This is a genomic window from Polaromonas sp. P4_F6 (genome assembly GCF_056401275.1).
This window is the reverse complement of sequence record NZ_JBFUJQ010000009.1, coordinates 154,113-169,975: the sequence shown is the minus strand read 5'-3', so window position 1 is coordinate 169,975 and position 15,863 is coordinate 154,113. Positions and strand designations below refer to the sequence as shown.

Here is a 15,863-nt window from a genome sequence, read left to right as displayed (position 1 = left end):
CTGCTCCTTACTTGCTGGCGGCCGTCGCCGGCCTGGCGGAGGCCGCGGCCGGTGCGGCGGGGACGGCATCGCTGACCCTGACCAGGTCGCCGTCGTTCAGGAAGCCCGCGCCGCTGACGATGATGCGCGCGTCCGCGGCCAGGCCGGACGTGATCTCGACCCGGTCGCCGGCCAGCCGGCCGGTCTGCACCTTGAGCTGGCTGATGCGGTTGTCGGCATTGAGGCGAAACAGGTAGTTAAAGCCGTCGCGCACCACCAGTGCCGGCTGCGGCACGGTCAGCGCGGGCGTCTCGCCCAGCTCGAACTCCCCGCGCGCGAACATGCCGGCCTTGGCCGGTGACGCCATGCCGGCGGAAACCGGCAGGTCCACATAGACCAGCGCCGCGCGGGTTTGCGGGTCCACGCTGGGGGCGATCATGCGCACCCGGCCCTTGAGTTCGGCGCCGCTGGCGGCCACCACCCTGGCCGTGGTGCCGGCCTTGATACGGCCCAGCTCGGCCGAGGTCACCTCCGCGCGCCACTCGAGGCGACCGCCGCGTATCAGGCGGAACAATTCGGTGCCCTGGGGCACCACCGAGCCCACCGTCGCGGTGCGTGCCGAGATCACGCCGCTGTCGGGCGCCAGCACCTGGGTGTTCTTGCCGCGCAGCTGCTGCGCGTCAAGCACGGCCTTGGCCGCCTCGACACGCGCCTTGGCGGTCTGCTCGGCGGTGTTGTACTGGTTGATCTGCTGGTCGCTCAGCGCGCCCGAGCTGGCCAGGGTGCGCGCGCGCGCCGCGTTGTCGGCTGCGTCGGCCGCGTTGGCCTGCGCCTCGATCAGACTGGCGCGGGCCTGCGCGGTATCGGCCTGCACGCTGTCGCCCGAGAACACCGCGAGCACCTGTCCGGCCTTGACCTGGTCGCCGACGTTGGCCTGCACCTGCACCAGCCGCAAGCCGTTGGACTCGGAGCCGATCACGGCTTCCTGCCAGGCCGTGATGTTGCCGTTGGCGCTGAGCTTGACCGGCAGGCTCATCTGCCGCGGCAGCGCCGTGGCGACGGTCAGGGCCGGCTTGGCGGTGGGCGGGGCATCGCCTTTGGCCTCCGAGCGGGAAAGGAAAAAGGCGGCGCCTCCCGCCACCAGCACGGCAGCGGTGATCAAGGCAATGGCAAAAGGGGTGGGCTTGAGTTTGGGCATGGTGTGCAAGGGCTCTGTCAAAGGTGGCGGAGTGATGGCGTGGCGGCCTCAGGGCGCGGTGATGGCGGCGGGGGTGAATGGGGCGGGCACGTCCGACACCAGGGGCGGCACCGGCGGCTCGGCCGTCGTCCAGCCGCCGCCCAGCGCGCGGTACAGCGCGACCCAGGCGCTGCGGCGCTCGCGCTGCAGCGTGACCACATTGCTTTGCGCCGCCAGCAGCGTGCGGCGCGCGTCCTCGAGTTCGACCAGGCTGGCCAGCCCGCTCTTGTAGCGGGCCTCGGTGCCGGTGAAGGAGGCGCGGTAGCCTTGCGCGGCGACCAGCGCGTCGTCGTTGCGCTCGGCGGTGCTTTGCAGTTTGACCAGCGCTTCCTCCACCTCCTGCACGGCTTTGCGCACGCTGGCGCGGTACTGGGCCACGGCGTCCTCGTAGCGGGCCTTGGCGGCCTCCACATTGGCCTCGCTGGCGCCGCCGTCAAACAGCGGAACCGTCAGCTGCAGTGGCCCGACCGTCCAGGTGTCAAAACGCTGCGTGGAGGCGCTGGTGCGCGACTTGGTGGTGAACACCGAGCCGCTCAGGCTGAGCCTCGGAAAGCGTTGCGCGCGCGCGCTGCCCACTTCCAGGTGGGCCGCGTCCACCTCGCGCGCCGCATTGAAGATGTCGGGCCGCTGGGCCAGCACCTCGGCGGGCACGCTGATGACGGGCGCCATCGACTCGCGCGCCAGGTCGGCGGGCGCAGCGGCGAGTTTTTGCCGCAGGGCGGGCTCTTCGAGGGCCGTGAGCGCCACCAGTGACTTGATGTCCAGGTCGCACAGCGTGCGCTGCTGGATGGCGTTGCCATGCCCTTCCGCGGCGCTGGCGCGGGCCAATGCCGCCGTGGCGGGGGCCTGGAAGCCGGCCTTCGTGCTGAGGTCCGACAGCCGTGCGGTTTCGGCCCGCGAGGCGGCGTCGGCGCGCGCGACCTCCAGCAATTTTTCGCAGGCGCGCAGGCTGTAATACTGCGTCGCGACTTCGGCGGCAACCGAGACGCGCGCCGCGTGCCACAAGGCCTGCGAGCCTTCAAAGCGCTGCTGGTCGGCATCCCGGCTGGCCGCGTACTGGCCGAACAGGTCGATTTCCCAGGACGTCTGCAGGCCCGCCTCCAGCGTCGTGGCGATCGGCGGCGTTGCCCGGTTCACCGGAGCCGAGCGCCCGCGGCTGGCGCTGCCGATGGCGTCCAGCGTGGGCAGCATGGCCGCGCCGGAAGCCACGCGCGAAGCCCGCGCCTGCTCGATGTTGGAGCGCGCCGTCGAGACGCTGGGGCTGGCGGCCTCGGCCGCCATGATCAGTTCCACCAGCAGCGGGTCGTTTTGCTGCTCCCACCAGCGGGACAGCCCGGCCAGGCTGCCGCTGTGGGGCAGGGCTGCGGTGGTGCCCGCCGCCGCGGCCGGCAAGGGCGCCTGCCACTGCGTGGGCACGGGGGCGGCCGGTGTGTTGTGGGGCAGGTCCGTGGCGCAGCCGGCCAGCAGCAGTGCGCAGGCGGCCAAAAGCCCCAGCGCCGGCAGGCGGGACGGCGTGCGCCGGGAATCAGGTTTTTTCATGGCTTGCGGTTTTCAGGTGCGGCGTGTCCGCCGCGGGAAGGTCGGGAAGGTGTTTGCGCCGCGCCGCTTCGACGGCGACCATGGCTTCGGCATAGGCCACCAGGCTGGCGGCCCACTGCTCCACGGCGTCGGGCGTGCCGAACAGCTGGGGCCGGATCGCGTCCACCACCTCGCGGCTGATGAACATGTGGATGGCCAGGCCGGTGATGGAAAAAGCCAGCCTGTGCAGCTCGTCGTCGGCCTTGGCGAGCCTCAGGTGGCGGCACAGCACCTTCACCAGGGCCGCATGCGCGGGCTTGATGCCGTTGTCGATTTCTTCGGCCCACAGGCCCGTGGGCTCCAGCATCTCGCGAAAATGCAGCCGGGTCGACAGCTGTACCAGTTCCCCCTGGCGCAAAGGCTCCAGGAAACCCGAGAAAAAGCCTTCCAGCGACTGGTGCAGCGTGAAGTGCGGCTGGTCGTACAGCGCGATGTCGTCGCGCGCGCTGCCCAGCGGTTCGGTGAACACGGCGCGGTACAGCCCCGCCTTGTCGCCGAAGTAATAGCTGATGGCCGCCACGTTGGCGCTGGCGGCCTGGGCGATGTCGCGTATCGAGGTCTTGGCAAAACCCTTCTCGGAAAACAGGCGCAGCGCCGCGTGCAGCAGGTGCGCCCTGGCGTGGGCGCCGTCGGAGCGCTGCTTGCGGGTTTCGCCTTCAGTGCCGGCGGCGCGCGAAACTGTTTTGGGGCGTGGATCGGCATTCATGTGCCGCATTAGAGCACATGAGTCAAACAATTGATTGAATTAAATCAATCGTTTGATTTGAAAGTGGATATCCACAGCTGCCGGATGGCGTCGCACTCGGCCTGCAGTGCCGGCGGGCTGACCTGGGTCGGCTCCTCGTTGAGGCGCGCGCGGTGCTGCACACGCCGCAGTTCGCGGTAGGCCGCGGCCGCGCGCTGGCCCACGCCGGGCGGCAGCAAGCCGGCGGCCTCGGCGCGCTGCAGCAGGGAGATGTTGCCCACGTTGGCGACCAGCTCCGGGTGCCGCGCGGATTCGGACAGCACCAGGAATTGCACGGCGAACTCGGCGTCCACCATGCCGCCGGGGCTGTGTTTCACGTCGAATTTGTCGCCCCGCACCGGGCGCGCGCTGCGCACCTTCTCGCGCATGGCAACGATTTCCCCGCGCAGCGCCGCGGTGTCGCGCGGGGCGGTGATGACGGTCTCGCGCACCTGGTCAAAGCGCTGGCGCAGCGAATCGCCACCGAGCACGCAGCGCGCGCGCGTCATGGCCTGGTGTTCCCAGGTCCAGGCGGTGTTGCTGCCGCGCTGCTGCTGGTAGCGGGTGTAGGCCTCGAAGCTGGTGACCAGCAGGCCCGAATTGCCGTTGGGGCGCAGGGCCGTGTCGATCTCGAACAGGTCGCCTTCGCCGGTCTTGATGGTCAGCCAGTTGATCAGCTTGCGCACAAAGGCCGCATAGACCTCGGGCGCGCGTTCGTCCTCGTCCTCGTAGACGAAGACGATATCCAGGTCGCTGCCGTAGCCGAGCTCCTTGCCGCCCAGCTTGCCGTAGGCAATGATGGCGAACTGCGGTGTTTCGCGGTGGCGGTTTTTCAGGCGCTGCCAGCACCAGCGCGCGGTGATGTCCAGAATCGCCTCGGCCAGCGCGCTCAGGTCGTCGGCCACCTGCTCGACCGTGAGCACGCCTTCGAGGTCGCGCGCCAGCGTGCGAAAAACCTCGGCATGGTGGGCGCGGCGCAGCAGGTTCAGGCAGGTTTCCTCGTCGTCCTCGCCGGTGCTGCGCAGGGCCGCCAGCCGCTGCTCCACATCGCGGGCGAAGGCCGCGCCGTCAAAGCGTTCCTTGAGCAGCTCATCGCTGGCCAGCTCGTCGATCACGCCGGGGTGCTGCAGCAGGTAGCGCGCCGGCCATTTGGCCGCGCCCAGCAGGCGCAGCAGGCGTTCATGCACGGCCGGACGCTCCAGCAGCAGCGCCAGGTAGCTCTCGCGCCTGAGCAGGGGTTCTATCCAGTCGATGATGCGCACCGCGGCTTCTTCCGTCACCACGCCCTCGGCCAGCCAGGCGGCGGTGCGCTGCACCAGCCGCGTCAGGCGCGCGCGCGAATCCTCGCGCAGGCCCAGCACGCGGGGATGCTGGCGCCACAGCGCCAGGCGGGCACGGAACTGCTCGGGCCATTGTTCCGAGAGCTGCTCCAGCAGGTCGTCAAGCTGCTGCGGCGCGGCCTTGGCCTTGCCGCCGCAGCCCTTGCAGTCGGCCTTGCCGCCCAGCAGCTTGTCGAACTCGCCGGCCACCAGCTCGCGGTGCGCGTCGAGCTCGCTGAGAAAGGGGCAGCAGTTGCCGTAGCCCAGTGTTTCCGCGATCCAGGCGAGGTCGTCGTCGCGCGTGGGCAGCACATGGGTCTGCTGGTCGTCCAGGTACTGGATGCGGTGCTCAACCCGGCGCAGGAAATCGTAGGCCCGCGCCAGCGCATCGGCCGTTTCCTGCGGCATCAGGCCCGCGCGGGCCACGCGCTGCAGGGCGTCCACCGTGGGGCGGGTGCGCAGCTCCGGAAACTGCCCGCCGCGCACCACCTGCAGCAGTTGCACGGTGAATTCGATTTCGCGTATACCGCCGCGCGACATCTTGACGTCGTTGGCGCGTTCGGGATGGCCGGCGCAGCGTTTGGCCGCATGCTCGCGGATCTGCCGGTGCAGGGTGCGCAGCGCGTCGAACACGTTGTAGTCGAGGTAGCGCCTGAACACAAAGGGCAGCACCGGGCCGCGCAGCGCTTGCGCGGCGCCGCTTTGCACGCACGCCAGCGGTGCCACCACGCGGCTCTTGAGCCAGGCAAAACGCTCCCATTCGCGGCCCTGCGCCTGGAAATATTCCTCCAGCGCGCTGAGCGAGACGGCGGCGGGACCGGAATTGCCGTTGGGCCTGAGCGCCAGGTCCACCCGGAAAACAAAGCCGTGCTCGGTGGCGTCGCCGATCAGGCTGAAGACGGCCTTGACCTGGTGCGCGAAGTATTCGTGGTTCGAGATCTGCCCGCGACCGTCGCTGCGCCCGGCGGTCTCGCCGTGGTGGTCGTAGACATAGATCAGGTCGATGTCGCTGGAGACATTGAGCTCGCGCGCCCCGAGCTTGCCCATGCCGACCACCCACATCCGGGCGCGTTCCCCGCCGGGGGCTTGCGGCGCGCCGTGCTGGGCGTCGAGCATGCGCGCCGACTCCCGCATGGCCACGTCGAGGGCCAGTTCCGCGAGCTCGGTCATGGCGCAGGTCACGACTTTCAGCGGCGCCTGGTCTGCGCTGGCGCCGTCGCAATCGATCACCACCAGCCTTTCCATCACGAGCTGGCGCAGCACCCGCAGCGCGGCGCCGGTTTCCAGCCCTTGCGCCAGCAGGGCGTCCAGGGCGGTCTGCATGCTTGCCCGAACTGGTGCGCCGGGAGGCAGCAGCGGGAGCCATTCGGCATAGCGGCGGCGCACGCGCTGCACAAAGCGGGAATAACCCGACGCGGCCGGCCCGGCGGCGGAGGGAGAGTCAGGGCTGGCGGTCAGGGCAACGGTCATCACACTACTTCACAAAACTTCATGGTCCCCCGCCGGGCGGACAAGCGCCCCGGCGGTCATAATTCTCTGGTCAATGGAGCCAACGATTCCCAGCCTGTCCACCCTGCCGCCGCGCCGCCTGCACTGGCTTGCCTTGATCCTGCGCATCCTGTTGTGGCTTGTCGCCGCGGCCTGGCTGCTCTTTGGCCTGAGCTGGTTCGTGCTGCATGGCTGGATTGTGCCGCGAATCGGCGAATTCCGTCCGCGCCTGGAAATAGAGGCCAGCAAGGCCTTGGGGGTGCCAGTGCGCATAGGCGGCATCACCGCGCACTCCCAGGGCATGATCCCTTCCTTCGAGTTGAGCGACGTCACCCTGCTGGACGCGCAGGGCCGCGAAGCCCTGAGGCTGCCGCGCGTGCTGGGCGCCCTGTCGCCCTCCTCGATCTGGGGGCTGGGCTTTGAGCAGATATACATCGACAAGCCCGAACTGGACATACGCCGCGCCGCGGACGGGAAAATCTATGTGGGCGGGCTGGACGTCTCACAGGACCGGGCCGGCGGCCAGAGCGCCGCGGCCGACTGGTTTTTTTCGCAAACCGAATTCGCCATACGCGGCGGCACCGTGCGCTGGACCGACGAATTGCAGCGGGCGCCGCCGCTGGCGCTCACGCAGGTCGACTGGGTCATGCGCAACGCGCGCCGCCGCCACCTCTTGCGCCTGGACGCCACGCCACCCCCCGAATGGGGCGACCGCTTCACCGTCAGGGGCATATTCCGCCAGTCCCTGCTGTCCGGCAGCGCCGGCGACTTCGACGCCTGGACCGGGCAGCTGTTCGCCGAATTCGTCCGTGTGGACGCGTCGCGCATCCGCCAATACCTGAACATGGACACACTGGGCGTGGAGCTGGCGCGCGGCAACGGCGCGCTGCGCGCCTGGGCCGACGTGAGCAAGGGCCGCATCACCGGTGGCACCGCCGACGTGGCGTTGCAGGACGTGGATGCGCGCTTCGGCGCCAAGCTCCAGCCGCTGGCCTTCGAATCCGTCGCGGGGCGCGTAGGCGGCGGTCAGCGCGCCAACGGCTTTGACTTCAGCACCGAGGGCCTGCGCTTTCGCACCCGTGACGGCCTGCAGTGGCCGGGCGGCAATGTGGCCCTGGCGCACACCGGCGACGAGGCAGGCGTGCCGCAGCACACCGAGCTCAAGGCCGACAAGCTCGATCTGGCCGCGCTCGCGCAGATTGCCAACCGCCTGCCGCTCGATGCCGCCACGCACGGTTTCATTGCCTCCTTCGCGCCCAAGGGGCTGGTGGAGACCGTCGAGGCGCGCTGGCAAGGGCCCATCGCCGCGCCCAGCACCTATGCCGCGAAAGGCCGGGTGGCCGGCCTGAGTGTTGCGGCGCTGCCGGCACCCCAGCCGGCGGCGGCGGCCGCTCCCGCACCCGCTGCGCCGCATGCCGCGGTGCATCCCAGGACCGGCAGGCCGGGCATCAGCGGCGCCGCGATTGACTTTGACTTCACCCACGAAGGTGGGCAGGCCAAGGTCAAGATCGCCAACGGCGCGCTCGACCTGCCCGGTGTTTTTGAGGATCCGCTGGTGCCCTTCGACCAGCTGGCCGTCGAGGCCCAATGGAAGTTCTCGGGCCGCAAAATCGAGGCGCAGCTGCGCAACCTGCAGTTCGCCAATGCCGACGCGCAGGGCCAGGCGCAGGCCAGCTGGCGCACGGAGGACGTGGCCGGCCCGGCGCCCGCCGCGGGCGCACCCGACCTGCGTTTTCCCGGCGTACTCGACCTGCAGGGCAGCCTGAGCCGGGGCGACGGCGCGCGGGTGCACCGCTACCTGCCGCTGGTGCTGCCCGAGCAGGTCCGCCACTATGTGCGCGATGCGGTGGTGCAGGGCCAGGTCAGCGACGTGAAGTTCAAGGTCAAAGGCCCGCTGGAGCACCTGCCCTTCACCAACCCGGCGCAGGGGGATTTCCGGGTGTCCGCCAAAATCCGCGGCGGCCACTTCGCCTATGTGCCCAAAACCATACAGCCGGCCGGTGCGGCGCCCTGGCCGGCCCTGACCGAGCTGGGCGGCGAACTGGTCTTCGACCGCGCCTCGCTGGAAGTGAACGGCGCCAGCGGCAAGGTCGCCGGCCTGCCGGGCCTGCAATTGGCCAAGGGCGAGGCGCGTATTCCGGACCTGACCCATGATTCGACGGTCCACGTGAATGTCGAGCTCAAGGGTGCGCTGGCCGACGCGCTGGGCTTCGTCAACCAGTCGCCGGTGGGCGGCATGACCAGCCACGCGCTGGCCGGGACCAAGGCCGGCGGCACGGGCGACTATCGCTTTCGCCTGGAGTTGCCCATCCATTCGATCGACAAGTCGCGCGTCGAAGGCACGGTCACCCTGCCTGGCAATGACGTGCAGTTCGCGGCGGCCGCGCCCATGCTGGCAAAACTCAAGGGCGTGGTGAACGTCAGCGAAAAGGGCTTCTCCGTCGCCGGCGGCCAGGCCAAACTGCTGGGCGGCGATGTGCGCTTTGACGGCGGCCTGAGCACGCACCCGCGTGCCACGGGCAGCGCCGAGACGGAAACCGTCGCAACCTTCAAGGCGCAAGGCAGCGTGAGCGCCGAAGGCCTGCGCCAGGCCAGGGAGCTGGGCCCGCTGGCGCGCATGGCGCAAAACGCCAGCGGCAGCACGGCCTACACCGCGACGCTCGGGTTTCGCCGCGGCATGCCGGAGCTGGCGATTTCCAGCAACCTGCAGGGCATGGCGCTGAACCTGCCCGCGCCCCTGAACAAAACCGCCGACGCGATGCTGCCGCTGCGCTTTGAAAATGCTTTGCTGCAGGCTTCCATGGGCCCAGGGCAAAAACTTGAAGACCAGCTGTCGGTCTCGATAGGGCGCACGGCCTCGGTGGTCTACGTGCGCGACCTGAGCGGCAGCGAGCCGCGCGTGATTCGCGGCGGCATCGCCGTGGGCCTGGAGCCCGGCGAAGCCGCGCCCATGCAGGAGACCGGCGTGGCGGCCAACATCAACCTGGCCCATGTGGACCTCGACGCCTGGCAGAAGCTGCTGGGCGACTCCACGGTCGGCGGCACCTTGCAGGCGGCCCCGCCGGCGGCGTCCGCGGCGTTCAACCGCTCGGCCGCGAATGCGGCCATGAGCTATTTGCCGACCACCATGGCCATACGCGCCCGCGAGCTGGTGGTGGAAGGGCGCAAGCTCAACAACGTGGTGGTGGGCGGCTCGCGCGAAGGCCTGACCTGGCGCGCCAACATCGATGCCAGCGAGCTCAATGGTTATGTTGAATTCCGCCAGCCTGGCGGCTTGGGCGCCGGGCGCGTCTATGCGCGGCTCTCGCGCCTGAGCCTGGAACCCGGCACGGCCAACGAGGTGGAAGCTATCCTGAACGAGCAGCCGGCCAGCATCCCGGCCCTGGACATCGTCGTGGAAGACCTGGAACTGCGCGGCAAGAAACTGGGACGGGTCGAGATCGACGCCGTCAACCGCGGGGCCTCCAGCGCGGCGCGCGACGGCGTGCGCGAATGGCGGCTCAACAAATTCAACGTGATCCTCCCCGAAGCCGTGCTGACGGCCAACGGCAACTGGGTGGCCCTGAACGCGCAGGCCGTCGCTGCCGCGGGCAGCAACCGCGCCGCGCGCGCGGCCGCCGAACGCCGCCGCACGGTGATGAATTTCAAGCTCGAAGTCGCCGACTCGGGAGCCTTGCTCAAGCGTTTCGGCATGGGCGAGGTGATTCGCCGTGGCAAGGGCAAGCTCGAAGGCCAGGTGGCCTGGGTGGGTTCGCCGCTGAGCTTCGACTATCCGTCCATGAGCGGGCAATTCAACGTCAATGTTGAATCGGGGCAGTTCGTCAAGGCCGACCCCGGTATCGCCAAGCTGCTGGGCGTGCTGAGCCTGCAATCCCTGCCGCGCCGGCTGGCGCTGGATTTCCGCGACGTCTTCTCCGAGGGCTTCGCTTTCGACTTCGTGCGCGGCGACGTCAACATCAACCAGGGCGTGGCCTATACCAACAACCTGCAGATGCGCGGCGTTAATGCCGCCGTGCTCATGGAGGGCTCGGCCGACATCGCCAGGGAGACGCAAGACATCAAGGTTGTGGTGGTGCCGGAGATCAACGCCGGCACGGCTTCGCTGATCGCCACCGCCATCAACCCGGCCATAGGGCTGGGCAGCTTCCTGGCGCAGATGTTTTTACGCCGGCCCCTGATACAGGCGGCCACCCAGGAGTTCCACATCGACGGCACCTGGTCCGACCCCCGGGTCACCAAGCTGGACCGCAAGGCCCAGGCCGACAACAAGCCGAGCCAGGCTTCCACGGAGACGCGCTGACCATGAAAGTAGCCGCTGTTCAAATGGTCTCGGGCACCCGCATCGAGGACAACCTGGAGGTGGCCCGCCAGCTGCTCGGGCAGGCCGCGGCGCAGGGCGCCGAACTCGCGGTGCTGCCCGAGTACTTCTGCATCATGGGCCGCAAGGACACCGACAAGCTGCAGTTCCAGGAGTCTCCGGGGCAGGGCCCCATCCAGGATTTCCTGAGCCGCTCGGCGCGCGAACTGGGGCTGTGGATCGTGGGCGGCACCCTGCCCATGGCCACGGAAGATCCCGCACGCGCGCGCAACTGCTCGCTGGCCTACGCGCCCTCGGGAGAAAGCGCGGCCCGCTACGACAAGATCCACCTGTTTCGCTTCGCCCAGGGCCAGGAAGACTACGACGAAAGGCGCGTGCTGGAGCCCGGCGCGCAGCCCGTGCGTTTCGAGCTTGCGTCGCGCGACGGCCATGTTTACACCATAGGCATGAGCGTCTGCTATGACCTGCGCTTTCCCGAGCTGTACCGCGCCCTGCAGGCCGACGTGCTGCTGGTGCCCAGCGCCTTCACCTACACCACCGGCCAGGCGCACTGGGAAGTCCTGTTGCGCGCGCGGGCCATCGAAAACCAGGCTTATGTGCTGGCGGCGGCCCAGGGCGGTGTCCATGAAAACGGGCGCCATACCTGGGGCCACACCATGGCCGTCGATCCCTGGGGGCAGATCCTCGCCGAGCGCGAGGAGGGCGCGGGGGTGGTGATGGCCGAAGTCCAGGCCGCCAACCTGCGCGGCGTGCGCGAGCGCCTGCCGGCCTTGGGCCACCGCGTCCTGTGAGGAGCCGCAGGGCGTGAAGTTTGCGCGCATCAACGTGAGCCGGGCCAGCCGGCGATGGGCGCTGTGGGCCCTGCTGGTGGCGCTGGTCGTCGCCTTGCTGGGCATCCTGGTGTGGCTGGCGGGGCGCTATGAGTCCAGCATGGTGCAAAGCCGGCTTGAGCACGACGCCGCTGAAACCGTCACCGACATCCGCTCGGGCCTGACGCGCAACATCCAGACCTTCCAGGCGCTGCAGTCCGGCGAGCGCACGCCCGGGGCCTGGCATGCGCCGGCCGCCGAAGTGCTGCGCGAGCACCGCGAGATCATGCGGCTCGAATGGCGCAGCGAGTCGCTGGACGTGCTGGCCTTTGTCGAAACCCCGTACCGCACCTCGGTGTTCGAGCGGCTGGGCAGGGCCGGCATGCAGGCCGACGTGGCCCTGACCTGCACCACGGCCCGGCGCCTGAGCGGCTCGGCCTATTCCACCAGCTATTTCATGCCGCAACCCGACGGCCTGGGCCTGGAGGTGCTGGACATGTGCCTGCCCATCGTGGTGGGCGGCCGCCTCGCGGGCTATACCGTCGCCACCTATTCGCTGCAGGACATCCTGGGCGAGCTGGTGGGCCGGCAACTGGCGCGCGGCGTGGGCCTGTCCTTCACAGAGGCCGACGGCACGCGGCTGGCGCTGCACGGCGTGCCTTCGCGCGGCAACCGCATCTACATCGCGCAGCAGCTGCTGGACCTGCCGGGCAACACGCTGGTCGTGCGCATGGAGAGCCGGCTGGGCACGCCGGCCCTGTTTCCCAACGTGCTGACCGCGCTGGTGACCGCCATGTCGCTGGCGCTGATGGCGGTGCTCTTCCTGCTGGCCAGGGACATGCGGCGCAGGCTCAAGGTCGAACACGACCTGGGCGAGGCGCTGGCCTTTCGCAAGGCCATGGAGGACTCGGTGCTCACCGGGCTGCGCGCGCGCGACCTGCAGGGCCGCATCACCTATGTGAACCCGGCTTTTTGCAAGATGGTGGGCGTGGAAGCCAAGGATTTGCTGAACCAGAGCTTTCCCTCGCCCTACTGGCCGCCGGAACTCGCCGGCGTCTACCAGCAGCGCCAGGAAATCCGGCTGGCGGGCAGCAACCTGCCGCGCGAAGGCCATGAGTCGGTGTTCATGCGGCGCGACGGTACGCGCTTTCCGGTGCTGATCATGGAGGCGCCGCTGATCAACGCCGTGGGCAAGCACACCGGCTGGATGAGCGCCATCCTGGACGTGAGCGAACAGCGCCGCGTCGAGGAGCTCTCGCGCGCCAGCCAGGACCGCCTGCAGGCCACGGCCAGGCTGGCCATGGTCGGTGAAATGGCCTCGCTGCTGAGCCACGAACTGAACCAGCCGCTGGCGGCGATTTCGAGTTACGCCACCGGATCGCTCAACCTGCTGCAGGAGGAAACCGGCGCGGCCGCCCCGACGCCGGCCCCGCTGTCCGAAGACCTGCAGCTGGCCATGCGCCGCATCGCCGAGCAGGCCGAGCGCGCCGGCAAGGTCATCAAGAGCGTGCACGACTTCGTGCGCCGGCGCGACCAGGTGCGCGAGGCGGTCCAGCCGCGCGCGCTGCTCGACGCCATCATGCCGCTGGTGAGCCTGCAGGCCCGCAAGCTCGGCGTGCGCGTCGTCATCGAGGTCGACGAAGCCTGCGAAGCCGTGCTGTGCGACCGCACCATGGTCGAGCAGGTGCTGCTCAACCTCTCGCGCAACGGCATGCAGGCCATGCAGGCCCTGGCCGAAGGGGCGCAGCCGGCCGGCGGCGCAGCGCAGGCCGAAAAGGTGCTGACCCTGCGCATACGCCCGGCTGCCTCCAACGCGCACAGCCGCTGGGTCGAGTTCGCGGTGATCGATCGCGGCGAGGGTATTGCCGGGGATGTCGCGGAGCGGCTGTTCACGCCCTTTTTCACCACCAAGGAAGAAGGCATGGGCCTGGGGCTCAGCCTGTGCCGCACCGTGATAGAACAGCACGGCGGTTTCCTCGGATTTGAAGCGGCCGAGCCGCAGGGTACGATTTTCAGTTTCACCCTGCCCGCGGCGCCGCCCCGGGACGGCGATCCACCGCAAGCCTGAAGGACGACAGCCATGGAACCGATTCACAATGCCACGGTCTACATCGTCGACGACGACGCCAGCGTGCGCGACGCGCTGGCCTGGCTGCTGCGCTCGCGCCGCCTGCTGAGCGAGACCTTCGACAGCGCCGAGGCCTTCGACGCCCGGGTGTCCAAGGGCTTCGAGGTGCGCTCGCCCTCCTGCCTGCTGCTGGACGTGCGCATGGCCGGCCTGAGCGGCCTGGCCATGTTTGAAAAACTGATCGGCTACGGCCTGCTGCCGACCCTGCCGGTGATTTTTCTCACGGGCCATGCCGACGTGCCCACCGCCGTCGACGCCGTCAAGCGCGGGGCCTTTGATTTTTGCGAAAAACCGTTTTCGGACAACGCGCTGGTGGACCGCATCGAGCAGGCGCTCAAGCATTCCGCCGCGGCGCTGGCGCAGCACAGCGAGTCCACCGGCCTGCAGTCCCGCATCGACGGCCTCACTGACCGCGAGCGCGACGTGATGCGGCTGGTCGTGGGCGGCCTGCCCAACAAGCTGGTCGCGGACCAGCTGGACATCAGCGTACGCACCGTGGAAGTCCACCGCGCGCGGGTGTTTGACAAAATGGGTGTCAAATCGGCGGTGGAGCTCGCCAACCTGCTGCGCAACCTGTAGTGCCGCAGGCCGGGTTTAATCCTTGCGGGGCTGTGCGGCGGGCGCCGGCGGTTCCGGCTCCTTCAGCTCGCCGTTCTTGCGGCCTGAAAACATCGTCCACCACACAATGAACACCAGCAGCAGCAATGCCCCCAGGGCTTCCAGCAAAAGTAAGGCCATGACATTTCCTTGGATTCCGTCGATACGCGCCAGGCATGAAAGGCGTTCCATGCGCTCCATGCGGATGGGGACGATTATCGCCATCACGGCTTTGCTGGCCTCCTGCGCCAGCCCGCCGCTGCCACCTTCATCGGCACCGGGAGAGCCCACCGCGGCCGGCAGCCGCCCCGGCGATTCCGGCCCTTTACCCGCGCCCATGCTGCAGGGCAAAAGCCGCTGGGTCGCGGTGCGCTGGGCCGAACTGCCGGGCTTTGAGGAGGACGCGTTGTTCGAGGGCTGGAACGCCTGGCTCAAGAGCTGCGAGCGGCCGGGCCCGGTGTTTGCGCCCCTGTGTGCCGAGGTCAGGCGCCTGAGCATCGCCTCGGCCGAAGCGCAGCGCAACTGGATGGTGAGCCGGCTGCAGCCCTACCGGGTCGAGAACCTGCAGGGCGCGGCCGACGGGCTGCTGACCAGTTATTACGAACCCGTGCTCAAGGCCAGCCGCCAGGCCGGCGCCGGCTACGAGGTGCCGCTGTACCGCCCGCCGGCCTCGCTGGCTAGCCGCAAGCCCTGGTACTCGCGCCAGGAAATCGACACCCTGCCCGAAGCCAGGGCGGCGCTGCGCGGCCGCGAGATCGCGTGGCTGGCCGACCCGGTCGAGGCGATGTCGCTGCACATCCAGGGCTCGGGCCGGCTCAGCCTGACCGAGGCCGACGGCTCGCAGCGCATGGTGCGCGTGGCCTATGCCGGCTCCAATGAGCAGCCCTTTCGCAGCGTCACCCAATGGCTGCTGGACCAGGGCGAGGGCCGCATGACGGCGCCCTGGGTCGAGTCCACCAAGGCCTGGGCCGCGAGAAACCCGCCGCAGCGCGTGCAGCAGATGCTCTGGAGCAACCCGCGCTACACCTTTTTCCAGGAGCAGCCCCTGAGCGAGCTTGACGCCGCATTCGGCCCCAAGGGCGCGCAGGGCGTGGCGCTCACGCCGGGTCGCTCCATCGCGGTCGATCCGGGCAGCATTCCCTACGGCACGCCGGTATGGCTGGCCTCGCGTGGCGGGGCTGGCAGCCTGCAAAAACTGGTGCTGGCCCAGGACACCGGCAGCGCCATCGTGGGCGCCGTGCGGGCCGACTATTTCGCCGGCACCGGGCCCGAGGCCGGCCAGCTCGCCGCGCGCATGAACCAGCCGCTGCGGCTGTGGGTGCTCTGGCCGCGCTGAACCCTTCAGGAGTCATCATGAACAAGCCATGGAACATCTGTGCGGCGCTGCTGGCCGCGGTGGCATTGGGCGGCTGCGCCGGCGGCAACTGGCAGGCCGATGGCCCGCTGTACCGCTGCGAGCACGGCATAGCGTTCCGCGTCAAATTCGTCGACGACACCGCGCTGCTGGACGGCCCCGGCGGGCAGGATGTGCTCCAGCGCGACGCCGGCGGCGAAGGGCCGCGGCAGACGGTTTACAGCAACCCGCGCATGCGGGCCGAATTCGGCCTGGGCGCCAGCGGGCGGGAGGCGGTGCTGCGCTATCCCCTGTTGCCTCTCGTCGCGCGCTGCGTGCGCGACTGAATTCTT

Annotated in this window: 11 protein-coding genes; 6 read left to right on the top strand and 5 right to left on the bottom strand. The window is 69.3% G+C overall.

Annotated features, from left to right (window positions below):
* Positions 1-7: 7 nt before the first annotated feature.
* From AC1DUN_RS19740 to glnE, 4 genes are read right to left on the bottom strand one after another with little or no spacing between them, the layout of a single operon-like run.
* Complete coding sequence (locus AC1DUN_RS19740) at positions 8-1,177, bottom strand: efflux RND transporter periplasmic adaptor subunit (protein ID WP_477715449.1); 1,170 nt, start codon at positions 1,175-1,177, stop codon at positions 8-10.
* Between the two features lie 48 nt (positions 1,178-1,225).
* Complete coding sequence (locus AC1DUN_RS19735; protein ID WP_477715448.1) at positions 1,226-2,755, bottom strand: efflux transporter outer membrane subunit; 1,530 nt, start codon at positions 2,753-2,755, stop codon at positions 1,226-1,228.
* The gene (locus tag AC1DUN_RS19730) at positions 2,742-3,500 is read right to left on the bottom strand and encodes a CerR family C-terminal domain-containing protein (protein WP_477715447.1); all 759 of its coding nucleotides are present in this window, start codon (positions 3,498-3,500) and stop codon (positions 2,742-2,744) included. Before AC1DUN_RS19730 ends, AC1DUN_RS19735 begins: the two co-directional genes overlap by 14 nt.
* Before the next feature lie 44 nt (positions 3,501-3,544).
* Positions 3,545-6,307 carry a bifunctional [glutamate--ammonia ligase]-adenylyl-L-tyrosine phosphorylase/[glutamate--ammonia-ligase] adenylyltransferase gene (glnE, locus tag AC1DUN_RS19725; RefSeq protein WP_477715446.1) on the bottom strand — a complete coding sequence of 921 codons (2,763 nt, stop codon included), beginning with the start codon at positions 6,305-6,307 and terminating at the stop codon, positions 3,545-3,547.
* 73 nt (positions 6,308-6,380) lie between these two features.
* Here glnE and AC1DUN_RS19720 point away from each other — a divergent pair, with 73 nt between their 5' ends.
* From AC1DUN_RS19720 to AC1DUN_RS19705, 4 genes are read left to right on the top strand one after another with little or no spacing between them, the layout of a single operon-like run.
* Positions 6,381-10,625, top strand: a complete 4,245-nt coding sequence (locus AC1DUN_RS19720; RefSeq protein ID WP_477715445.1) for a YhdP family protein — start codon at positions 6,381-6,383, stop codon at positions 10,623-10,625.
* 2 nt (positions 10,626-10,627) lie between these two features.
* On the top strand, positions 10,628-11,434 hold the full coding sequence (locus tag AC1DUN_RS19715; protein WP_477715444.1) for a carbon-nitrogen hydrolase family protein: 807 nt from the start codon (positions 10,628-10,630) through the stop codon (positions 11,432-11,434).
* Positions 11,435-11,447: 13 nt separating this feature from the next.
* Positions 11,448-13,520, top strand: coding sequence for a two-component system sensor histidine kinase NtrB (locus AC1DUN_RS19710; protein ID WP_477715443.1), 2,073 nt, complete (start codon positions 11,448-11,450; stop codon positions 13,518-13,520).
* A gap of 12 nt (positions 13,521-13,532) precedes the next feature.
* Positions 13,533-14,159 carry a response regulator transcription factor gene (locus tag AC1DUN_RS19705; protein WP_007870111.1) on the top strand — a complete coding sequence of 209 codons (627 nt, stop codon included), beginning with the start codon at positions 13,533-13,535 and terminating at the stop codon, positions 14,157-14,159.
* 15 nt (positions 14,160-14,174) lie between these two features.
* On the opposite strand, the gene AC1DUN_RS19700 is transcribed toward AC1DUN_RS19705, so the two are convergent.
* Positions 14,175-14,318: a hypothetical protein gene (locus tag AC1DUN_RS19700; RefSeq protein WP_477662099.1), complete on the bottom strand. Its 144-nt coding sequence runs from the start codon at positions 14,316-14,318 to the stop codon at positions 14,175-14,177.
* Here AC1DUN_RS19700 and mltA point away from each other — a divergent pair.
* On the top strand, positions 14,266-15,513 hold the full coding sequence (mltA, locus tag AC1DUN_RS19695) for a murein transglycosylase A (RefSeq protein ID WP_477715442.1): 1,248 nt from the start codon (positions 14,266-14,268) through the stop codon (positions 15,511-15,513). The genes AC1DUN_RS19700 and mltA overlap by 53 nt on opposite strands.
* A gap of 17 nt (positions 15,514-15,530) precedes the next feature.
* On the top strand, positions 15,531-15,857 hold the full coding sequence (locus AC1DUN_RS19690; protein WP_477715441.1) for a hypothetical protein: 327 nt from the start codon (positions 15,531-15,533) through the stop codon (positions 15,855-15,857).
* The last annotated feature ends 6 nt before the right edge of the window (positions 15,858-15,863 follow it).